The 20,445-nt window shown below is 55.4% G+C and carries 19 protein-coding genes and 2 pseudogenes; 7 read left to right on the top strand and 14 right to left on the bottom strand.

Annotated elements, in window-relative coordinates; genetic code table 11:
* The first annotated feature begins 31 nt into the window (after positions 1-31).
* Positions 32-1,057, top strand: a complete 1,026-nt coding sequence (locus AC3WP4_RS00485) for an AraC family transcriptional regulator (protein WP_102615881.1) — start codon at positions 32-34, stop codon at positions 1,055-1,057.
* 79 nt (positions 1,058-1,136) lie between these two features.
* Here the strand turns inward: AC3WP4_RS00485 and AC3WP4_RS00480 are convergent, their stop codons facing one another.
* From AC3WP4_RS00480 to AC3WP4_RS00455, 6 genes are all read right to left on the bottom strand, one after another.
* Positions 1,137-2,060, bottom strand: a complete 924-nt coding sequence (locus AC3WP4_RS00480) for a transporter (RefSeq protein ID WP_102615880.1) — start codon at positions 2,058-2,060, stop codon at positions 1,137-1,139.
* 106 nt (positions 2,061-2,166) lie between these two features.
* Positions 2,167-3,351, bottom strand: a complete 1,185-nt coding sequence (gene acmB / locus AC3WP4_RS00475; RefSeq protein WP_102615879.1) for a methyl acetate hydrolase AcmB — start codon at positions 3,349-3,351, stop codon at positions 2,167-2,169.
* A 370-nt stretch (positions 3,352-3,721) separates the two neighbouring features.
* On the bottom strand, positions 3,722-4,720 hold the full coding sequence (locus AC3WP4_RS00470) for an NADP-dependent oxidoreductase (RefSeq protein ID WP_102615884.1): 999 nt from the start codon (positions 4,718-4,720) through the stop codon (positions 3,722-3,724).
* A gap of 68 nt (positions 4,721-4,788) precedes the next feature.
* Entirely contained in the window at positions 4,789-5,658 is an 870-nt protein-coding gene (locus tag AC3WP4_RS00465) for an alpha/beta fold hydrolase (protein ID WP_102615878.1), read from the bottom strand.
* Positions 5,659-5,725: 67 nt separating this feature from the next.
* A complete protein-coding gene (locus AC3WP4_RS00460) occupies positions 5,726-6,514 on the bottom strand; it encodes an SDR family NAD(P)-dependent oxidoreductase (RefSeq protein WP_076030826.1) in 789 nt (262 codons plus the stop codon).
* 52 nt (positions 6,515-6,566) lie between these two features.
* A complete protein-coding gene (locus AC3WP4_RS00455) occupies positions 6,567-7,667 on the bottom strand; it encodes an alkene reductase (RefSeq protein WP_102615877.1) in 1,101 nt (366 codons plus the stop codon).
* A 149-nt stretch (positions 7,668-7,816) separates the two neighbouring features.
* Here AC3WP4_RS00455 and AC3WP4_RS00450 point away from each other — a divergent pair, with 149 nt between their 5' ends.
* The 3 genes and pseudogenes from AC3WP4_RS00450 (at position 7,817) to AC3WP4_RS00440 (ending at position 10,765) form a co-directional block, all read left to right on the top strand.
* A complete protein-coding gene (locus tag AC3WP4_RS00450; RefSeq protein WP_173860481.1) occupies positions 7,817-8,404 on the top strand; it encodes a TetR/AcrR family transcriptional regulator in 588 nt (195 codons plus the stop codon).
* 345 nt (positions 8,405-8,749) lie between these two features.
* A pseudogene (locus AC3WP4_RS00445) lies at positions 8,750-8,973 on the top strand (hypothetical protein); the annotation flags it as partial.
* Between the two features lie 484 nt (positions 8,974-9,457).
* Positions 9,458-10,765, top strand: coding sequence for an OprD family porin (locus tag AC3WP4_RS00440; RefSeq protein ID WP_102615875.1), 1,308 nt, complete (start codon positions 9,458-9,460; stop codon positions 10,763-10,765).
* Positions 10,766-10,832: 67 nt separating this feature from the next.
* Here AC3WP4_RS00440 and AC3WP4_RS00435 read toward each other — a convergent pair.
* The 4 genes and pseudogenes from AC3WP4_RS00435 to AC3WP4_RS00420 form a co-directional block, all read right to left on the bottom strand.
* Positions 10,833-11,012: pseudogene (locus AC3WP4_RS00435) on the bottom strand (IS630 family transposase); the annotation flags it as partial.
* Positions 11,013-11,048: 36 nt separating this feature from the next.
* Positions 11,049-12,068 (bottom strand): zinc-binding alcohol dehydrogenase family protein, encoded by a 1,020-nt coding sequence (locus AC3WP4_RS00430; RefSeq protein ID WP_102615873.1) that lies wholly within the window; start codon positions 12,066-12,068, stop codon positions 11,049-11,051.
* A 10-nt stretch (positions 12,069-12,078) separates the two neighbouring features.
* Entirely contained in the window at positions 12,079-12,372 is a 294-nt protein-coding gene (locus AC3WP4_RS00425; RefSeq protein WP_102615872.1) for a putative quinol monooxygenase, read from the bottom strand.
* Positions 12,373-12,561: 189 nt separating this feature from the next.
* Entirely contained in the window at positions 12,562-13,653 is a 1,092-nt protein-coding gene (locus AC3WP4_RS00420) for an NADH:flavin oxidoreductase/NADH oxidase (RefSeq protein ID WP_084322895.1), read from the bottom strand.
* Between the two features lie 86 nt (positions 13,654-13,739).
* On the opposite strand from AC3WP4_RS00420, the gene AC3WP4_RS00415 reads away from it, so the two are divergent.
* A complete protein-coding gene (locus AC3WP4_RS00415; RefSeq protein WP_064680709.1) occupies positions 13,740-14,042 on the top strand; it encodes an ArsR/SmtB family transcription factor in 303 nt (100 codons plus the stop codon).
* Here AC3WP4_RS00415 and AC3WP4_RS00410 read toward each other — a convergent pair.
* Complete coding sequence (locus tag AC3WP4_RS00410) at positions 14,039-15,037, bottom strand: zinc-dependent alcohol dehydrogenase family protein (protein WP_077045095.1); 999 nt, start codon at positions 15,035-15,037, stop codon at positions 14,039-14,041. The genes AC3WP4_RS00415 and AC3WP4_RS00410 overlap by 4 nt on opposite strands.
* Positions 15,038-15,140: 103 nt before the next feature.
* On the opposite strand from AC3WP4_RS00410, the gene AC3WP4_RS00405 reads away from it, so the two are divergent.
* A complete protein-coding gene (locus AC3WP4_RS00405; protein ID WP_102615871.1) occupies positions 15,141-16,028 on the top strand; it encodes a LysR family transcriptional regulator in 888 nt (295 codons plus the stop codon).
* Positions 16,029-16,124: 96 nt separating this feature from the next.
* On the opposite strand, the gene AC3WP4_RS00400 is transcribed toward AC3WP4_RS00405, so the two are convergent.
* Both AC3WP4_RS00400 and AC3WP4_RS00395 read right to left on the bottom strand, forming a co-directional pair.
* Positions 16,125-16,430 (bottom strand): ArsR/SmtB family transcription factor, encoded by a 306-nt coding sequence (locus AC3WP4_RS00400; RefSeq protein ID WP_047530947.1) that lies wholly within the window; start codon positions 16,428-16,430, stop codon positions 16,125-16,127.
* 171 nt (positions 16,431-16,601) lie between these two features.
* On the bottom strand, positions 16,602-17,726 hold the full coding sequence (locus AC3WP4_RS00395; protein ID WP_102615870.1) for an alkene reductase: 1,125 nt from the start codon (positions 17,724-17,726) through the stop codon (positions 16,602-16,604).
* A 586-nt stretch (positions 17,727-18,312) separates the two neighbouring features.
* Here AC3WP4_RS00395 and AC3WP4_RS00390 point away from each other — a divergent pair.
* Positions 18,313-19,110, top strand: coding sequence for a CmcJ/NvfI family oxidoreductase (locus AC3WP4_RS00390; RefSeq protein WP_173860480.1), 798 nt, complete (start codon positions 18,313-18,315; stop codon positions 19,108-19,110).
* 141 nt (positions 19,111-19,251) lie between these two features.
* On the opposite strand, the gene AC3WP4_RS00385 is transcribed toward AC3WP4_RS00390, so the two are convergent.
* Complete coding sequence (locus AC3WP4_RS00385; RefSeq protein ID WP_102615868.1) at positions 19,252-20,352, bottom strand: low temperature requirement protein A; 1,101 nt, start codon at positions 20,350-20,352, stop codon at positions 19,252-19,254.
* Between the last annotated feature and the right edge of the window lie 93 nt (positions 20,353-20,445).

The raw sequence follows: 20,445 nt of genomic DNA, 5'->3' as shown, positions 1-20,445 counted from the left end.
TCACCCTAAAATAATAAAAACAGGTGTCTCCATGCGTCTCGACCATGCGTTGTTAACCGATGTCAGCGGCAAACCGATACGTCAGCAGCACAAAATTTTTTCAACCGATTGGGATGAAATCAGCGACTGGTCGGATCGCGTTTACATGCCCTATCGTGTGGCCCCCATCGGGCATGCCATCAAGCCGCACGCAACCATGCATTCGTCCAGGATTGGCGAGTTGACGCTGACTCGTTTTGCCTATGGAGTCGCCGTGAGCGTCGATGAATTTTCGCCCGAGTCGGGGAATGCATTACTGCTGACGACCATTCGCGGCAATGCCCGGCACTGGGCTCAACGTTCGGTCACTGAGGATACGGCAGTAGGTCAATCCTTCATTGCCAATTGCAGTCGTGTCGATTACCGGATTGACCTCGACCCGGATCACCTGCAACTGAATCTGACTATTCCTCATGCAGTTCTGGAACGGATGGCGCAGCAATGGTTTGGGTTCGTGCCCGATGATCGGTTCTGGAGACATAAATGCATTATCGGCGGAGTCGGTTCTAGCTGGCTAAGCCTGCTGGAGTACACGGTTCGTTGTGTTTCCGAGGCTTCCGAGCACATGGCTGAAGGACGTATGGGGGCTCACCTGGAGCAAAGTCTTTGCGTTCATTTATTGCGAGAGTGGGCTGGCCGCGCCGAGCAAGCAGGGCTTGATTTCAATAGTCCAATGAACCGGATTGCACCGCGTTATGTCAGGGCCGCTGAAGAGTTTATGAGTGCCAACGCAGCGAGCCTGCCGACGATGGCAGAGGTTGCCAGTGCCGTCGGGACCAGTGTGCGGGCATTGAGTGGAGCCTTCTCGCGTTTTCGCGGCATGACGCCCGGTGCGTTCTTGCGCGAGCAGCGGTTGCAGGGTGTGCGCCGCGATTTATTGGCAACGGGTCCGGAGTCGGGGACAACTGTTTCCACCATCGCCTTTCGGTGGGGTTATCTAAACCTGGGTGAATTTGCGGGAATCTATCGCAAGCGTTTCAGTGAATTACCCTCCCAAACCTTGCGCCGACTGCGTTAGCGATGCGAGGCAGAAAAGGGCACCGAGAGTGACGTCCAAGACGCTCTCGGTGCCCAGGAAACCAACCACTTGCTGTGGGTCAGAACACCCACAACAGCCGTAGGTTAACCCGCTGCTTTTCCTTGAAGCCGTTGTCGACCGATACGTCCTGGCCGTAATTGAGCAGGGTCTGGAACGTAGGGGTCAACCAGTACGATCCCCCGACACGGTACTTGCTGGTGTTGGGTTCATCGTTCAGATCCTGACCGTCAACGCGCGTCTCACCACCCCAGAGTTGAGACGCGCCGACATGCACCGACAGCTTGGGTGTCACGGCGTATCTCAGGTAGGACTGGGCTTGCCATAGAGGCTTCTGTCGCAACGTCAGGCCTTGACTCGTGAGGTCATCATTTTTGCCAAACAGGGTTACATCGGCGGTGAGGTCCAGAGACAACTTTTCAGTGAGGCCGGTCACATAGCCTGTCTGCAACGTCATCTTCCAACGATTTTCGCCAAGGTTGAGTGCATCGTTTCGGTCATAGTTACCGGTCGGCACGAACAGGTAGGGCGCAATGCCCCAATATCGGTTCTTCGCCGGATCATTCACGAGCCACAGAGTGGACGCCAGGACCAAGTCGCCCACGCCATTGGTTTGTCCCAACGAGTCGTTATCGCGTGTTCCTTCCAGGCGCCCGAATGGCAACAGGAACTGCGTATTGATCGTGTAGTCACCCAGCTGCTGGTAATTCGCGACGCGCAATATGCCGATATCCGAGTCGAGTCCCGCTTTTATCGCAACCTTGTGACCATTACCGTAAAGTGACCGCCGTTCGGCATGCTGGAGGTAAAGCAAGCCGATATTGCTGCCGGCTGGAAGCGCAGCGGCGTATTCGCCGGCGTCCACATCGACGGCTCCGGCGTTGCCCGCCAGAGTCGCCAGCAGGATGCCGGCACTGATTGTTGAAGTGCCAAATGCGCATTTTGTGGATCGAGCGCGCGCAGGGGTACGTGGGGAGATCTCCATGAGTCACCTGTTTTGTTTTTGTTGTTTTCGGAGAAGGGGATAGTTTTCTTGCGCCATCGCCTGGAGCCCTTGGGGGGCTCTCATGCGAATCGAATCAGGTACGGGTTCAGGTGGTCAGATTGCGGTAGGCCGCCGTTTCGAAATCCAGATATCCATTGGTCGAAACAGGGTCTATGAATGGCAATATCTGAGTGGCCCAAAAACCACCGATGCCATTCTTGCGATCGATCCAATAGAAAAGATTGGCCAATCCAGCCCACGCCAAAGAGCCCGCAGGACGACCGGTGGGTGCGTCTTGTTCGTTGATCATGAAACTCAACGCCCATGACTTTGGCATGCCAGGGAAGAATTCCGCAGTGTGGGAGATACTCGGAATCACGCAGGGAAGGGCTTTTATTTTCAGGTTGTCGAGCCCGTTTTTTTCAGCGAAACGAATCGTCTCAGGCTTCAGAATTCGTCCGTGATCACCCTGTCCATCGTTTAGCCAGGCCCGGATGAACAGGCAATAATCCTTCACTGTCGAGAACAGGCCATGGCCTCCCATGTGCACTTCTGGTTCCTCTGGAAGGAGGGAGCCCTCGACCGCGGTCAGCGATCCATCTTCTTCACGCTGATGCATTCCAGCCCGTCGCTGGATCATCGATGCGCTCATGCTAAAGGCGGTATCGGTCATGCCCAGCGGCTCAAAAATACGCTGTCGCATGACTTCACCCAGACGTTTGCCGGTAATGGCCTCGACCACCAGACCGGCCCAATCCATGTTGGAACCGTATTCCCACTGTTCACCAGGCTCAAACAGCAAGGGCGTCATAAGTGCCGCCAACGATCCACTGATGATGCTGGGTTGGCGTCCTTCCTGGACTAGCCTGTTGTAGTTTTCGTTAAAGAATTCATAACCCAGGCCTGCTGTATGAAGCAGAAGCATCCGCGTGGTGATGTGTTTTTTGGGCGCGCGAAGCCGCGGGGTGCCGTCGGTATCAAATCCGTCAAGCACCTTAAGTTCGCCGATCATCGGCACATAGTCCCTGGCAGGCGCATCGAGATCCAGTCGGCCGTCCTCGACCAACTGAAGCACCGCCGTGGCGGTGATCGCTTTAGTCGTGGAAAACATGGCGAAAACACTGTCGGTCGTCATTGCATCAGTTTGACCGAGCGTTCGTTGTCCTGAAGCACCCTCGTAGAGCAAACCATCTCGCCCGGTTATTGCTGCAACTACGCCTGGCACGCGCTGTTGTCCCGCGGTGACGGTATCGAGCAGGTTATTGATTGATGAAGTGAAAGCCGGATTCATTATTCTTATTCTCCTTGAACCCATCCCTGGTGCGCTCGGCTAGAGCCTATGGCGGGATGTGCAGTGGCAAGACTGGTTAAGCCGACGTGAAGCGTTGAACGTCGGTCCAGGGGAGACTAAGAAAACAAGTTCGGAGCGTCTGTCGTCTGCCGGCAAGGGGTGTCGGAATCAGGCACTTATTTAAGTACTGCGCAGGAGGGCGACGAGCAAACAGAGATAACGAGCGCCTACTGAGTGAGGCTCGCCAGCAGAGCAAAGCGGTCGCAGATCCGCCTGGAGGGAAGTTTGCGCGTATCCGTACTGCGTTGCTCATTGAAGTCCTTAAGCGCCAGTACAGACCAATCGGTTAGCTCATCGATATGTGGCGTCGTCATCTGAGCGTAACAACGACCTTGCCCTTGGCTCGTCCCTGCTCGACGTACTTCAACGCCTCTGCCGTTGATTCAAAGGTGAAGGCGCGATCAACCACAGGTTTGATGATGCCGTCCTCAACGAGCGCGGTGATTTGTTGCAGTTGAGCACCATTGGCCCGCATGAACACGAATGCATAGCTGACATCCTGCTTGCGCGCTTTGCGACGAATGCCAAGGCTCAGCAGGCGCATGACTTGCTTCAATGGCCAGGACAGTCCTTGCTCCTGCGCGAACTGTGCAGTGGGTGGACCTGAGATGGAAATGAGTTGGCCGCCGGGCTTGAGGACTTTGAGTGACTTCTCCAGTACATCGGCGCCAAGGCTGTTCAACACCACGTCATAGTCGTGCAAGACACTTTCGAAGTTCTGCTGTGTGTAATAGATCACTGCATCGGCCCCGAGTGCCTTCACCCATTCGACATTCGCGGTGCTGGTGGTGGTCGCGACAAAGGCGCCGAGGTGTTTGGCGAGCTGGATGGCGAGAGTGCCGACGCCGCCGGAGCCGGCGTGGATCAGTATTTTCTGGCCCTTTTTCAGTTGGGCGGTTTCGACCAGCACTTGCCAGGCGGTCAGTGCAACCAAGGGGAGGGACGCGGCTTGTGCCATGGTGGTATTGGCGGGTTTGCGTGCGACCGCGTTTTCGTCCACTGCGATCAATTCGGCGAACGTTCCGATCCGCGCTTCAGGCGGGCGAGCGTAGACCTCGTCTCCCGGCTTGAACCCCGTCACCTGTGCTCCAATTTGAACCACTACGCCCGCCAGGTCATTGCCCAGCACCAGCGGAAATGCATAGGGCAGGATCAGTTTGAATTCGCCTTTCCTGATCTTCGAATCCAGAACGTTGACGCTGCTGGCGTGTACCTCAATCAATACGTCGTGGGCGCCCACTTCAGGGACGGGCACTTCTCCAATGCGCCCAGTGTTCTTGCCATAGCGATCAATTAGAAATGCCTTCATCATGGTGCGGCTCTTGTCGGTTGGAGGGAGGGAGGGCGGTACGTATTCGGCGTTGATGTGCGGCGTTGTCAGGCATCGAGGAACGCCAGTGCCTTGGCCACGAAGTCAGCGTAGTTCTGGAAAATTCCGCCGTGCCCGGCATCTTCATAAATAACCAACTGTGCGTTCGGGACGCGGTTGGCCAGTGCCAGCGAGTTTTCACTGGGCACCATGATGTCGTTGTCGCCGTTGACGATCAGCGTCGGCGTCCGCAAGCGCTCGAGGTCTTGCGGTGCCTGATTGCCCCACGCGGTGATGGCTTTCAACTGCCGCAGGAAAGCGTAGGGCGTCGGGCCTTTGTCGCGATTTTTTTTCCGCGCTTTCAAGCGTTGCAAATACTGCGAGGCGGATCGACGGCCGTTGGGCGTCGAAGTAAAGAACAGGTAGAACTTGGGATCGCGCAAGGTCAGTAAGCCTTTGAGCATCAATGGCCACGTGACCGAACCGACCTTGTCGATACCAGTGCCGCCGGCTGGCCCGGTGCCGGTCAGAATCAAGCGGCGCACCAATTCTGGCGCTTTCAGGGCGATGTCTTGAGCAACGAAACCGCCGAGCGAAAAACCGAGCATATCAACGGTGTCGAACCCCAGCGCATGCATCAGTTGGATGGCATCGTCAGCCATTTCGCCGACCGTCAGTGGTGCGGTTCCACCTGAGCCGCCAATACCACGATAGTCGGTGGTAATGACGCGCCTGGTTTGTGCCAGGCCATCGATGATCGCGGGATCGAAGTTGTCCAGCACCGCGCCCCAATGGTTGAACAGTACGAGAGGCACACCGGTTGTGGGACCGGTATCGCGGTAGGCGAAGGGAATGCCGTTGACCGTGATCGACAGGTTCGCCGCGTTGATGAACGACGTCTGCGAACCAGAGGGGGTATTTGTCTTCGTTGGATTCATTTCTACTCCGGACAGCGAGCCTGACGCGCCTGCATCAAATCCGGCGCGAATGCTCGCTACCAAAAGATCACTGTTGGGTTAGGTAGCGCTGGGCAACCGCAGCCTGGCGGATTTGCCCCAGCAAGCCCTGACGTGCGCTCTGCAGGTCATCCCAGCGTTCAGCTTCGTGCAGCGGCGGGATCGTTACCGGTTCGCGACGATCGAATCCGACCAGTGCGGCATCCACCAGATCGCCCACTTCCATGATTTCGCTCAAGGTATTTATGTCGACCCCGGAGCGATCCCAGATTTCCGTGCGGGTGGCCGCCGGCAGCACGGCCTGCACGTAGACGCCCTGAGGAGAAAGTTCCAGGCTCAGGCCTTGGGAAAGAAACAGCACAAACGCCTTGGTTGCACCATAGACCGACATGCCGAACTCCGGAGCAAGACCCACCACCGAACCGATGTTGATGATCGCGCCTTCGCCTGCTTTGGCCAGGCGTGGGGCGATGGCGCTGGCCAAGCGCACCAGCGCTGTGGTGTTGAGGGCGACCAGTTGCGCAACGCTGTCGGTGCTTTGGTCGATAAAGTTACCGGACAGCGCGGCACCGGCGTTATTGACAAGGATGCCGATACGGGCGTCGTCGCGCAGGCGGGTTTCAACAGTTGTCAGATCGCCGAGTTGGGTCAGGTCCGCCGGAATGATATCGACGGCGACGCCGTGTTCGCTGCGCAATCGGGCTGCAAGTGCGTCCAGACGTGCCTGGTCTCGGGCGACCAGTACCAGATCGTGTCCGCGTTGCGCGAAGCGCTCGGCGTAGACGGCGCCAATGCCGGTGGAGGCGCCAGTGATGAGAACAGCAGGGCGAGTGCTCATGGGTTATCTCTCTTTGAGGATGTGTGAAACAGAAAGCGCGATCACTGATTGCTCAGCTTGCGGTAGCGTTCGATTCAGCCAACGTCGGGTAGTCGATGTAGCCTGCTGCACCGCCGCCATAGAGCGTGGCGGGATTGAAGGCGGACAATGGCGCGCCACTTTTGAGGCGCTCTACCAGATCCGGATTGCCAATGAACGGGCGACCGAATGCGATCAGATCGGCTTGGTCTTCGGCGAGCCTTGATGTCGCCAGATTCAGGTCATAGCCGTTGTTGGCGATGTAGGTATTTTTGAAGCGCTGGCGCAGGGCGCCGAAATCGAATGGCGCCACGTCACGCGGGCCACCGGTCGCGCCTTCGACCACGTGTAGATAAACCACACCGAGCGCGTCGAGTTGGTCGACGACGTAATCGAATTGCGCCTGCGGATCACTGCTGGAAACGCCATTGGCCGGCGACACCGGCGATAAGCGCACACCGGTGCGATCCGCGCCGATTTCATTGACGACGGCCGCCGTCACTTCGAGCAACAGACGCGCTCGATTTTCAATCGAACCGCCGTAAGCATCGGTACGCAAATTGGCGCTGTCCTTGAGGAATTGATCCAGCAAATAGCCGTTTGCACCGTGAATCTCTACACCATCGAACCCAGCATCGAGCGCGTTTGCCGCGGCCTGGCAGAAATCGGAGACGATCCCTGGTAGTTCACTGATGTCCAGTGCGCGCGGCTCGGAGACGTCTTCAAAGCGGTTGTTGACGAATACTTTGGTGGCGGCGCGCAGCGCAGAAGGGGCCACGGGTGCGGCGCCGTTTTCTTGCAGATCAACGTGCGACACGCGGCCGACATGCCACAGTTGCAGAAAGATTTTTCCGCCCTTGGCATGGACGGCATCGGTCACTGTGCGCCAGCCGTCTATCTGCGCCTGCGTGTAGATCCCGGGGGTGTCCTGATAGCCCTGGCCCTGTTGGGAAATCTGCGTGGCTTCGCTGATCAGCAAGCCTGCGCTGGCACGTTGGCTGTAATAACTGGCCGCGAACTCGCTGGGGACAAAGCCTTGACCGGCGCGGTTACGTGTCAGCGGCGCCAGGACGATGCGGTTCGACAGCGTGAGGGCGCCAAGCGTGTAAGGGGTGAACAGATTCTGATCGGTCATCTGGTATTTCTTCCGTGCCCGTTGATGGAGGTCGGTGGTGCGTGCAATTAGGATGATGATCTTAATCTAAGCTGTCAACGGCTTTGATTATGACCAGCATCTATGTATGCTTGGCCGCATGATTTCCCAGTGAACATGAGGTATTGCACGTGAGAGTGACCAAGGCCCAGGCGCAGGCCAATCGAGAGCACATCGTCGAGACAGCCTCTGAGCTGTTCCGTGAGCGTGGCTTTGACGGCGTCGGTGTGTCGGATCTCATGGCGGCTGCCGGTTTCACCCATGGAGGTTTCTACAAGCATTTCGGTTCGAAGGCCGACCTGATGGCCGAAGCCTCTGCTTGCAGTCTTGCCAAGTCGCTGACAGGCGCCAAAGCTCTCGACGTTCCCGGCTTCATCGACGTCTATGTGACGAGGGAACATCGGGACGGACGTGGCAGCGGTTGCACCATGGCCGCGTTGTGTGGCGACGCGGCGCGTCAATCGGATGATTTGAAAGCGACGTTTGCTGAAGGGATCGAACACACTCTCCAAACGCTGGGGGAAAAATATCCGGCGGGGCCGGACTCCGCGGCGGGTGAGGGAAGAAAGAAAATGATTGACCTGCTGTCACGTGCTGTCGGCGCGATTATTTTGTCGCGTGCCTGCCCGGATGATTCCGCGCTGGCGGATGAGATCCTTGAGGTGTGCCGCGCTGAAATGTTTGCTTCGTTGCCGAACGATGATGTGGAAGCGGTTTAGAAGGGCGGATTATTCAAAGCGTAGTTTTCGGATGAAGTTCAATTTTATGCTTGGACCAGAAAGTCAATTTTGGGTCGAAAGCTGCGGCTCACGAATGATATTTTTCAGGGGTACTACTTTGCCAAACCGATTCCCGATGCAGAAATCGAAGCTTTCCTGACCATACCGCTTCCACACCCCTGACCGGCAATTCTGTCTGGTCCCAGCCTTGAAAATCAGGCGCTAAGGCAAATTTTCAGACCCCAGCGCAGAACTTCATCTCCCCAGGCAAGGCGCTCCCTGCGCCTTTCTCACACACTCGGCTCTAACGCTATCGCGCTGCATAACAACAAGAGCCGCGAAAAAATGACTAGTTTCCCATCTGCTACCGAAAGCCAGGCCGGCCATATCGGCGCCCGTCAGACCCGTGTCGAGGACGCCGCATTGATGCCGGCCTCGGCTGCTATGCCGATGACGCTGCGATCCCTCCTGGACACGCTCATGCACGGATCACCTTAGTGGACTTTTCCAAAGCGCTGCTGATGAAAGGTGTGCCTGGCGTGCTGATCGGCGAAGTCGTCAAGCGCTGGCGGGACGTCCGGTTCGAGGCATGACTTCAAGGCCGACTAGTTGCCTATACGGTCAATTCGTTTATCTATTTGAATTGTTTAAAAGCCTGTTTCTGGCTGTTGTTGATTAACGAACTAACCGCCCAGGCCACTAGCTCATTTATCTAAATGCGCGTTGATTACCGTCCAATCTATTTAAAATAGATAAATTAATTAGCCGCTCAGCACCATAAGGAATAATTTTAAATAAGGGTATTGCGATTGTCATCGAAATAGGTGCGATGAGCGGATTTGGAGCTTGCATTACACGGCGCCACGTTAATGCAGGGGGCTGGATATCGTCGATCTCTCGCTTTCAGCAGGATATTCAGAATAATAAAATCGCGCGCTATTTATCGGGCTAGTTAAAATTAACTACATACCGTTCCTTCGTGTGCGCTGCGTTTATCTGGAAGATTTTGTGTTGCTTGTATTACTTGAAAATAACAAATGGAGCGCTATATAAGTGAGTGGAAAAACAATAACTGCAAGTTCGGTGTTTCTTTGTGTCACCCTGACTGCCCAGGCGCATGCTGACTTCCTGAGTGATAGCAAAGCCAACTTGGGGATGAGAAATTTCTACTTCAATAACGACAACCGCGATGGCGTTGCCGCCCCTTCCAAAACCGAAGAATGGGCGCATGGTTTCATGTTGGACTTCAAATCGGGCTACACCGATGGCATGGTTGGCTTTGGTGTCGATGGCATGGGGTTGCTGGGGGTTACCCTAGACAGCGGCAAAGGACGGCATGTCGGAAGCACCATGATGCCTTCTGACAGTGACAACCGTGCCGTCGACGAGTGGAGCCGGCTGGGGCTGACCGTAAAAGTCAAAATGTCGAAAACTGAACTTCGCTACGGCACCTTGATTCCCAAACTCCCAATTCTAGTCGCCAATGATGGGCGCGTGCTTCCACAAACCTTCGAGGGCGGTCAAATCACCTCTAGCGAGTTCAAGGGGCTGACCTTGACTGGAGGTCGGATCGAACATGCAACAGGACGTGGTTCGAGCGATCAGACGGAGTTGGCCGTTGCTGGTGGTACGCGGGAAAGCAATCAGTTTAACTTCGCCGGGGGCGATTGGAACGTCACCAAGGATCTGACAGCTCAGTACTACTACGCCAGCCTCGATAACTACTATACGCAGCATTTTATGGGATTAATTCACACCCTTGCCCTCTCGGACAATCAGTCCCTTAAAACAGACCTGCGCTATTTCAAAACTGACTCGTCAGGGGCCAATAGCTCCGGGACGTCAGGCTACAGAATTAGTGGCTACACCAAAAACGGTAGTGGAGAGATCGACAACCGTACCTGGAGTGCCGCGTTGATTTACACACTGGGTGGCCACGCGATTACTGCGGGGTACCAAAGTGTGTCGGATGGCAGCAACTTCACTCAACTCAGTCAGGGTAGCCTGGTAGACAAGGGCGCCGGTGGAGCAAGCCTGTATCTGTATACAGACCGCCTGATCCAAACTTTCACCCGTGCAGGCGAGCGAACAGCTTTCGGTCAGTATGCTTACGACTTCGTCGCTCTGGGTGTCCCTGGCCTGAAAGGCTCGGTCATGTACCTCTCCGGCGATAATATTAAAACTACGTCAGGCGACAACCAAAAGGAATGGGAAAGAGACATTAGTCTGGACTACGTCCTTCAGTCGGGAGCGCTCAAAGGCGTCGGGTTCGGCTGGCGTAACGGCAAGTCCAACAGCGAAGCGGCTCGTAGCGTAGATCAGAATCGTGTTTTTGTAAGCTATAGCCTTCCGCTTCTCTAACTATTGTCATGAGCGGTTAATTCCCAGCTTTGTTTTTGTTTACAGAGCTAATGATGGATTCAGTCGTCTTGTTCCACTTGAAGAGCTTGGCAAGCGCTACGGGCGCTGAGACCTGGAACTGATGGCTGACCTCTTTGGGCGTTAATCCCTCCGCCAATAACAGCAGAATTTTGGCCCGCAGCCCAAGACGTTGCCCCAGCCAGCCCATCCGCGACCAGCCTTGTAGTGTGGCGTGGTCAAATCGCATTAAAACGAATGGGGCGGCGGGTTTGTCTACACCCTCTTAGAAGCCTTCCAGCACGACCTTGCCCTTCGCCTTGCCGCTTTCCAGCAGAGCATGGGCACGACGAAGATTTTCTGCGCTGATGCGCCCGTAGTTGTCGCCAACGGTGGTGCGCAAGTCACCCGCATCAATGCGCCGCGAAACTTCGTTGAGGATGTTGTGCTGCTCCTGCATGTCCTCTGTCTCGTAAAGCGAGCGGGTGTACATCAGCTCCCAGTGCAACGACAGGCTCTTGCGCTTGAGCGGTACGGCGTCCAGCGTGGCCGGGTCATCGATCAGGCCCAGCTTGCCCTGAGGCTTCAGTGATTTGATGATTTGTTCGTAGTGCCGATCGGTCTGGGTCAGGCTAGCGACATGGCTGACTTGTGCGATACCGATGCGCTTGAGCTCCTCGCTGAGTGGCTTGGTATGGTCGATGACATGATGCGCACCAAGCTCGGTGACCCAGGTCTGAGTTTCAGGGCGCGAAGCCGTACCAATGATCGTCAACCCGGTTAGCTGACGCGCCAGCTGAGTCAGGATTGAACCCACCCCGCCTGCAGCGCCGATGATCAGCAGCGTTTCGCCCCGGTCGGTGGTATCGCGTGCAACACCGAGGCGATCAAACAGTAATTCCCAAGCGGTCAAGGAAGTCAGTGGCAATGCCGCAGCCTTGCTGAAATCCAGCGACTGGGGCATTGAGCCGACGATACGCTCGTCCACCAGTTGCAGCTCACTGTTGCTGCCCGGGCGGATCAGCGATCCGGCGTACCAGACCCTGTCACCGGGCTTGAATAGCGTCACGTCGCTGCCGACCGACTTGACCACGCCGGCAGCGTCCCAACCGAGGATGCGCGGCTGGCTTTCGTCCTCGTGCGGTACGTAGCCCTGCCGCACCTTGGTATCGACAGGATTGACCGATACGGCCTTTACCTCTACGAGCAAGTCGCGCGGCCCCGGCACTGGCTCGGGAATATCGATCTCCACCAAGGCGTCGGGATGTTCAATAGGCAGGCATTTGAAGTGTGCAATGGCTTTCATTCGAAGATCCTCAGGAGATGCGATACATTTTCGTGATGGTGAGCTTTTCAGCAGCACGTTCGATGAAAGGGAGCGCTGCCTGAAAATGCGGTGTCGCTTCGTGAGCAGTCAGCGCCGCTTCGTCCCGCCACTGCTCGATCATGTGGAAAGTGCGAGCCTGCTCGGCATCACGATGGAAGTCGTACTGGATACAGTCCGCTTCGCCTCGGCTTGGGCCTTGCAGGCCCTGCAGCGTTTGCTCGAGCTCGGCTTCGAAGCCGGCCTTGGCGACCAAGGTGGCAATCAGTGTCAGAGGGGTGGTCATCAAACCTCCTGTCTGTGTGCGATATAAAGAGGGAGCGCATTGGCTGGCACGGAGTATCGAAGATGTCCATGCCGGCCATGCGGCCAAAAACCTGAATCCGGGTGAGAGCGCGACAACAATCTTGCCCGCTTGGGCATTCGACCAAGTTGATAGCCCTAAGGCCATGCGAGCGCCCTCGCTCCGGCGGGATCACCTGTAGCGTTCAAGCCAATGGGCATAGGGAGCGGGCAGGGTCCAGGCAGCTCGCTCTACACCCAGCGCCTGGGCGGCTGAATAGGACCAGTTGGGATTGCCCAGGTGCGCCCGGCCAATCATCGCCAGGTCCAGTTGACCACTCTTCACCGCTTCTTCGGCGACGCTCGGCGTGCCGAAGCCCCATGCCGAGGCCACCGCAATACCCGCCTCGCGCCGTACCCGCTGGGTAACTTCGCCCATGAAACCGGGGGCCCAAGGAATGTTGGATTCAGGGATGGTGAACCCGATACTGACGCTGAGTAAGTCCAATCCACCGTCCTTGAAACGACGTGTCAGTTCGATAGCCTCTGACAAGGTCTGTTCATCCCGACCGTCGTATTCGATGACACCCAGACGAGCGGTCAGCGGCAAGTGCTCTGGCCATACTTCGCGAACCGCCGCCAGTGTTTCCAGCAGAAAGCGGCTACGGTTATCGAAATTTCCGCCATAGGCGTCGTCACGAAGGTTGGAGTGTTCAGAGAGGAATGACTGGGCCAGATAGCCATGGGCGAAATGCAGCTCCAACCACTCGAAGCCGGCTTCACGTGCACGGCGAGCGGCGGAGACAAAATCCTCGCGCACTCGGGCGATATCCTCCAGCGTCATGGCTTTCGGCTGCTTGGCGAGATGAGCGCCAAAGGCAACAGCCGACGGGGCGATGGTCTGCCAGCCACGCAAATCATCCTCGCCGATATGATCGTCACCTTCCCAAGGACGGTTCGCACTGGCCTTGCGCCCCGCGTGGGCAATCTGGATACCTGGCACTGCGCCGGCAGCCTTGATCGATTGCACCACCGGCACGAAGGCACGAGCGAGCTCATCATTCCAGATACCAGCGCAGCCAGGCGTGATCCGTCCTTCGGGTGACACGGCGGTCGCCTCGACAACCACCAGTCCCGCCCCGCCACGCGCGAGGGTGGCATAGTGCACAGTGTGCCAATCGTTGATCAGGCCATCATTGGCCGAGTACATGCACATGGGGGGAATCGCGATCCGGTTGCGAAGGGAGACATCCTTGAGCGTGAAAGGTTGGAACAGTGCAGACATCAGGTTTTTTCTCCGAGGGATACTATTACTGTTGTTCGATAATATTCGAACTATTGACCTAGAGCAAACCCGTGTATGATTCGCTCATGCGCCCCTTCAAACACCTTCCTCTCAGCGAATTCGTTCTTGAGCGTCTGTTTTACGCCTTGAGCGACCCTGTACGCCTGGAGATTGTCCGGCGCCTCGCCGAGCTGGGAGAGGCCAGCTGCGGCGACCTGGACGGTGGCCGCGCGAAGTCCACCATGTCCCATCATTTTCGGGTGCTGCGAGATGCCGGCTTGGTTCAAACCCAGACCATCGGCACGACCCACATGAACTCGTTGCGTAGAGAAGACTTGAGTAACCGTTTTCCGGGCCTGCTGGAAACGATCCTGTCCCAGCACGACTAAGCCTGTCGCTCAATGACGACTTTGCCAATGGCACGGCCTAACTCAAGGCGATCATGTGCCGCGCTGACACCCGCAGCAGTGAAGTCATGGCGCTCATCGATCAATGGTTTAACCAGGCCGCGATCAACCAGGGCAGCCAGTCTTTGCAGGATCTCGCCATGGTGCTTGCGGCCTTCGTTATGAATGATCGAAATAGCCATGAATACAAAGTCGAGTCTCAATGCCTTAAAGTGCATTTCGGTCAGATCGTAGCTGTCGTAACCGATGATCGAGACCACATGGCCCTTAAGCTTCGCGGCTTTCAGTGAGTTTTGTAAGACCTCACCGCCCAAGGTATCGAAGACCGTATCGAATCCTTTTCCTTCGGTGATTCGCTGACTGTATTCCTGGGGCGTCTCGCTGTTATAAAAAATAATCTCATCGGCGCCCAGTTGACGGGCAATTTCCGCTTTTTCTGGCGTTGAAACCGTCGTCGAAACCCTGGCCCCCAGGACCTTGGCCAATTGAATGCCTATGTGCCCAACACCACCGGTGCCACCATGCACCAAGACGTTGTCATTGGGTTTGATCGAGGCTCGGTCGATCAGCGCCTCCCAGGCCGTAATTGCCACGAGCGGCAAGCTGGCTGCTTCGCCAAAAGAGAGCGACTTGGGTTTTAGAGCAAGCATCTCAGCATCGGCCTCCATCTGATCTGCCAACGCACCGGGAATCCCCACGATGCCACCGAAACAGCCATAGACTTCATCGCCTACGTTAAAGCGGGTCACACCAGCACCAACGGAGCTGACCACCCCTGAAACATCGATGTGAAGAATTGCCGGAAAAGTCAGACCGGCCGTACCTTCGCTGCCCCGACGAATTTTCGTGTCCACTGGATTCACGCTTGTCGCCCGCACGTCGATAATCACATGACCTGGGCGGGCAACGGGGTTTTCCGTATTAATTTCTACAAAAAGGTCTGAGTTACCATGCTGATTTATCACAATGGCTTTCAAGGCTTAAACTCCGAGGAACAATAGGCCAACAAATTTATCATCAGTAATATGGGATAAATACGCTAGAATTATTGAATCTTTCGGTCCTTTTGGTTGGTAATAAATGCTGGATTCCATTGATGAATTGCGGTTGTTTATTGCTGTTTTCGAGGAGGGTTCCATCCGCGCAGCGTCCGAACGAATGGGGATGACTGCCGCAGGCGCAAGCAAGCGTCTTCTGGCCCTTGAAGACAGCGTTGGTCGGAGACTTTTTAACCGCACCACCCGCAAGCTAAGTCCCACTTCGGACGGTGAGAAGCTTTATCAACACGCACTAAGCATCCTGGAAAGCGTCGAAAAAGCGGAGCGAAGATTTTTCCAGAAGACCGAGATTACCGGTCATCTACGCATAACCGCTTCCGCGACATTTGCCCAAGGTTATTTATCGAGCGTCGTGAGCAGTTATCTCAAACGCTACCCTGGCGTTATCGTTGATTTACACCCGACAGATCAACTGGTTGATTTGGCCGCCCATGGTACCGACCTTGCGATTCGGCACGGAGTAATGGCCGATTCATCCCTGATCGCGCAGAGGATTTCTGCGTCCCGACGTCTGATTTGCGCCGCCCCCCAATATTGGGAAAAACAGGGTATGCCTACCTCTCCAAAAGACTTAACCACGCTGGACGGCCTCATCGTCGGAAAAGATTCCAGTTGGACCATGTCCCGAGGAGGCGTTAAAAAAACATGCAAAATACGCAACCGTTTTTCATCCAGTTTGGGGGAAGTGGTTCGCCAGATGGCAATAGATGGGCATGGAGTAGCGCTGCTGATGGACTGGCATATACGAGATGATCTTGATTCAGGAAAGCTGGTGGAGGCATTTTCCGATTGGGCCATTGAGCCGCCGGTGGGAATCTATGCGGTATACCCTTCAAGAGAAAACATCGCTCCGACTGTTCTCAGTTTTGTTGCTCATCTCAAAGAGTGGGTCGCGGCCCACCCCGTTTAAATTGAGCGCTGATGGGCGACAATCCACCTTTTGAAGCGCTTTCGTTAAGGAAAAGCTTTGGGCGCCGCCGGTAAACGGTCCTCGGGTAGCCTGGACCTAGATCTTTTCTTGCAGCGCTTTGAAAAAGGCATCGATATTTTCGTCGTGACGTTTGTAATAGGTCCAAGGGCCTATCCGCTGCGAGGTTACCAGGTGCGCGCGCTGCAGGGTTGTGAGGTAAAGCGATGTAGTGGACTGCGAAAGGCCCGTGCGCTCCTGGATGATGCTGACGCACACGCCTACTGTTTCCGGGTCGACTTCCTGCTCGGGAAAGTTCGTCCTGGGATCCTTGAGCCAATTGAGGATGTCAAGGCGCGTCGGGTTCGCCAAGGCTTTCAGGGCTTCGTTGATGTCAATGTTCATAAAATTGGCGATACCTGTTTTTCGCGATATTGCGATATCTTCGTCGTTCGCACGGAGAATTGGAAGGCACCCAAAGTGACCTCTGCGTCCGTTTGTTGCCACAAGATGTTCCCCTTCCTCGGTCAGCAAGCGTAAGCCGCGCCCTGGAGTCTGGGACGCGGCGCGGATTGCTCAGGGGCGATAGCTCGGATAGTCGGTGTAGCCCTTGTCGGTACCGCCATACATGCTTGTCGGGTCGACCGGATTGAGCGGCCAGTCGTTGGCGATACGGGCGGGCAGGTCGGGGTTGGCGATGAAAGGACGACCAAACGCGATCAGATCACCCCAACCCGCCTGGATGACACGATTTCCGCGTTCAGCGGTGTACCTGCCGGCATAGAGAATCTTACCGCTGAAGATACTGCGAATATCTTCCCGGAACGCTTCAGGTAGATCGGGTGCGTTCTCCCAGTCGGCCTCGGCGAGCGACAGGTAGGCGATACCCACTTCCTCGAGAATCTTCACCGCTTCGACATAGGTTTGATGGGGATCTTTCTCGACCAGGCCGAGGTAGACGCGATCTTCATCGGTGGTCGCGAAGAGCGGGGCGAAGCGAACGCCCATACGCTCCTTGCCAACGACGCCAGCAACTGCCTGGGTGATTTCGCGCAGGAAGCGCAGTCGATTTTGCAACGAGCCACCATATTCATCATCACGCTGGTTTGTGTGGGCGGAAATGAACTGGTTCACCAGGTAGCCGTTCGCGCAGTGCAGTTCCACCCCGTCGAACCCAGCGTCCAGGGCATTGCGGGCCGCCTGGGCATAGAGCTGGACCAGTTCTTTCACCTCTGCGGTGGAAAGAGCGCGCGGGGTCGATGGATCGGCCAGTGCACCCGTGCCAGGGCCGGTCTCGATGAATACCTTGACGTTGTCCGCCTTTATGGCTGACGGCGCGACCGGCGCTTCACCGCCGGGCTGCAAGGACGTGTGCGACACGCGGCCGACATGCCAAAGTTGAGCGAAGATCACACCCCCTTCGGCGTGAACGGCGTCGGTGATTTTGCGCCAGCCTTCAATCTGCTCGGCGCTGTGAATGCCGGGAGTCCAGGCATAACCCTGTCCACGAGGCTCGATCTGGGTGCCTTCGGTCACCATGAATCCCGCGCCAGTACGCTGGCGGTAATACGTGGCCATGAGATCGTTCGGAATGTTGCCAGGCTGGGAGCTACGCGAACGGGTAAGCGGTGGCAAAACGATTCGATTCTTGAGGGTGTAGGGCCCCAGCTGTGCGGTTTTGAAGAGCGCGGACTGTGTCATTTCATTTACCTGCATATATAAAAATATCGATGTATTAAGCTAAATGGATGCGGATCCACGGGATCAGAGCAAACCGTAAGGCGCTTCGTTGAGGTGTTCACCCACATCTTCTGCATTTGGCGCTTCCTGAGATACGGGGGGTGGTTTCGAACTCAGACTATTTGCGATATCGAGATATGTCAATATCTAGTTTTTTCTTTCTCAATTTGGTCAGCTATCGCAGGTTGCTCAGATCGAGATACTGATCAATGCTGCGCAAAAGATGATGTGTTGGGATGCGATCTTCCATCCGGATATCCACCGTATTTGCGCTGCTGGTTCAAAACTTCGATGTAGTAGTCGCCCTAGGCGCGGGCCTGGAGTCCGACGCGCCAGTACTGGTCAAGCTGCACGTCGGTGCCGAGGTAGGTATGTCCTTTTCTACCGGTCGGGGACCATGCACCTCGGGGTGCATTTGAAAGTGTCCCTTGGAAGGCATACGATCGAGGATGAGGCAGTTTACAGGCAAGCTACAGCGCCGCCACGGTGACACCACGCCGAATGCGGTCAGCAGACCGGGAGGCGTTACTTGAAGTGCACAACTGATATGCCCGCTAGCGTCATCACAAAACTCACCTACCTGGTCAAGCACGATGCGAAGCCCTATGTGCATACCGAGGCTCTGACCGGTAACAGTGAACCGCACTACTTTGCTGAGCAGGAGGAGTGCGAGGTCACGATACACAACGGTCGTCCGTTGGCAGACAGCCTTTCTCTGGACAAGCAGGGGTTTGAACTCCATCGGCGGGATACGGTGGTCGACGATCTCTACGACGATACCTCAGTGGAAAGCGTCTACTATGACGAGGTCAAGGCCTTGATCAAGGAGTTGACGGGCGCGAGCCGGGTCGTCATCTTCGACCACACAAGGCGCAGCGACGCCGAGCAGCGGGATATTCGCGGCCCAGCCAGCCGTGTGCATAATGACTACACCGACCGCTCGGGACCTGAGCGTATTCGCGACGTGCTGGGCCAGGATCAGGCCGCCGCACTGGTGTCGGTGGCCCAGATTAACCTCTGGCGCCCGATAAGCGGGCCCGTCAAGCGCTCACCGCTGGCCGTGCTGGACGCCTCGACGCTCGACCCCAATGACCTGCTGGCCACCGACTTGGTCTATCCGGATCGTATCGGTGAGATCTACCACCTGGCCTACAATCCGCAACAGCGCTGGTACTATTTTCCGGACATGCGCCGTGACGAAGTCTTGCTGATCAAGGGGTATGACTCACGTCACGACGGCCGTGCCCGCTTCACGCCCCATACCGCCTTCAAAGATCCCAACACGCCGCCGGGAGCCCCGCCGCGCGAGAGTATCGAAATTCGCACCCTGGCCTTCTTTGATTAGGTTTTTACCGCTTGGCGCGGGCCTCACGCCGCGCGGTGTTTGCCCCCATGCTTTCCAGGCGACCACCCGCTTTGGTTGGTAGGGATGTGTTGATGTGCGCGGATAGCTGATACACCCGTGATATGGCCTAACTTTAAAGATTCAACGATACCTGAAGTTTAGTAAAACATAACAGATCATGGTTACTGTCAGGCCGACCAATATGTACTCGACGCGGGGTAGGAATATAACCAAACCACCTAGAGAAAACACGATCAAGGTGTTTTGTAGTATGTATTTCCTTATTTTAGGTACCGCTATGAAGTAGCCATATTGCTTGCCTAAGAAAAATAAGGCCATGCCGATGATTGACGTAATCTGGAAATCGCGCATCGCAATGTCATTCAGGATCGCATGCCTGATCAAATTTGCGAGAAGTGCTAACCCCATAAATAGAAAAAGGTGCGAGTAAATTAAGGAGTGCCCACTCATACTACTTTCATTTTTGCTCAGTAGGTAAAAGCTATCAAAATAGATCCACCAGATACTGCAAATCATGATAAATCCGGTGATTGCCGCCATCACATTATAACGATCCCATTGAATGTCAGATAACCCTCCAGAAAGGCTAATTACCGACTCGCCCAATAAGATAAGGGTGAGTAAACCTAGTCGTTCAACCAAGTGTTCTGTATGTGCGGGCAATGGCTTTAGCTTACCCCAAGAAAATAAAGGGAGCAGAATGTCAAGAAAAATCCCAATGTAAGCGACAAGGTAACGCATAGGTGGGTCAAAAAGAATGGATGAAAGACTAATCACTGCGCTAACTAACAGGGCGAAGCCAAGCCTGGAGGAGAATTCGCTACGGTGATCAAATTTATTTATGGACGAAATGTACATAATACTGATGATGGCACGTATACCAAAATAGCAAGCAATAACAAGCGCATAGTTTACTTCCAATTCTTCCCCAATCCGTGCAGACAGCACAATGAGCAGCAACATTAAAAATAATGTTGCCAAGCGGTGAAGGTTACTGTCTGTATCAAACCTATTTGAGTAAATCGTGTGGCTGGACCAGATCCACCATAATGGAACAAAAAGCAGTAAAAATGTCCATAATTGCTCCTGTTCAAAGTGGCCGTGATGAAGATGTCCGAGAGTATGCGTAACCTTGCCAATTGCAACAACAAAAATCAGGTCAAAAAACAACTCTAACCATGTGGCGTGTCGATTTTTTTCATAATACTTCAAAGATTTCATTCGCTGCTGGCTCCGTGTGCACCTCTTTAATGTAGAAGGAAACTAACGGATAAGCGAACGGGTGGACGGGTATAGGCGTCAACCTTGGGGGCG

The sequence above is a fragment of the Pseudomonas sp. FW305-20 genome, from assembly GCF_058788075.1.
This window is presented reverse-complemented; position numbering and strand designations above follow the sequence as displayed.

Bases quoted from the DNA above. Each gene is read 5' to 3' on its own strand.
- AC3WP4_RS00455 (WP_102615877.1), bottom strand. From the start codon at position 7,667: ATGACCGATCAGAATCTGTTCACCCCTTACACGCTTGGCGCCCTCACG.
- AC3WP4_RS00465 (WP_102615878.1), bottom strand. From the start codon at position 5,658: ATGAATCCAACGAAGACAAATACCCCCTCTGGTTCGCAGACGTCGTTC.
- AC3WP4_RS00460 (WP_076030826.1), bottom strand. From the start codon at position 6,514: ATGAGCACTCGCCCTGCTGTTCTCATCACTGGCGCCTCCACCGGCATT.
- AC3WP4_RS00390 (WP_173860480.1), top strand. From the start codon at position 18,313: ATGCCCGCTAGCGTCATCACAAAACTCACCTACCTGGTCAAGCACGAT.
- AC3WP4_RS00395 (WP_102615870.1), bottom strand. From the start codon at position 17,726: ATGACACAGTCCGCGCTCTTCAAAACCGCACAGCTGGGGCCCTACACC.
- AC3WP4_RS00470 (WP_102615884.1), bottom strand. From the start codon at position 4,720: ATGAAGGCATTTCTAATTGATCGCTATGGCAAGAACACTGGGCGCATT.
- AC3WP4_RS00420 (WP_084322895.1), bottom strand. From the start codon at position 13,653: ATGTCTGCACTGTTCCAACCTTTCACGCTCAAGGATGTCTCCCTTCGC.
- acmB (WP_102615879.1), bottom strand. From the start codon at position 3,351: ATGAATCCGGCTTTCACTTCATCAATCAATAACCTGCTCGATACCGTC.
- AC3WP4_RS00405 (WP_102615871.1), top strand. From the start codon at position 15,141: ATGCTGGATTCCATTGATGAATTGCGGTTGTTTATTGCTGTTTTCGAG.
- AC3WP4_RS00480 (WP_102615880.1), bottom strand. From the start codon at position 2,060: ATGGAGATCTCCCCACGTACCCCTGCGCGCGCTCGATCCACAAAATGC.
- AC3WP4_RS00385 (WP_102615868.1), bottom strand. From the start codon at position 20,352: ATGAAATCTTTGAAGTATTATGAAAAAAATCGACACGCCACATGGTTA.
- AC3WP4_RS00425 (WP_102615872.1), bottom strand. From the start codon at position 12,372: ATGACCACCCCTCTGACACTGATTGCCACCTTGGTCGCCAAGGCCGGC.
- AC3WP4_RS00430 (WP_102615873.1), bottom strand. From the start codon at position 12,068: ATGAAAGCCATTGCACACTTCAAATGCCTGCCTATTGAACATCCCGAC.
- AC3WP4_RS00485 (WP_102615881.1), top strand. From the start codon at position 32: ATGCGTCTCGACCATGCGTTGTTAACCGATGTCAGCGGCAAACCGATA.
- AC3WP4_RS00400 (WP_047530947.1), bottom strand. From the start codon at position 16,430: ATGAACATTGACATCAACGAAGCCCTGAAAGCCTTGGCGAACCCGACG.
- AC3WP4_RS00415 (WP_064680709.1), top strand. From the start codon at position 13,740: ATGCGCCCCTTCAAACACCTTCCTCTCAGCGAATTCGTTCTTGAGCGT.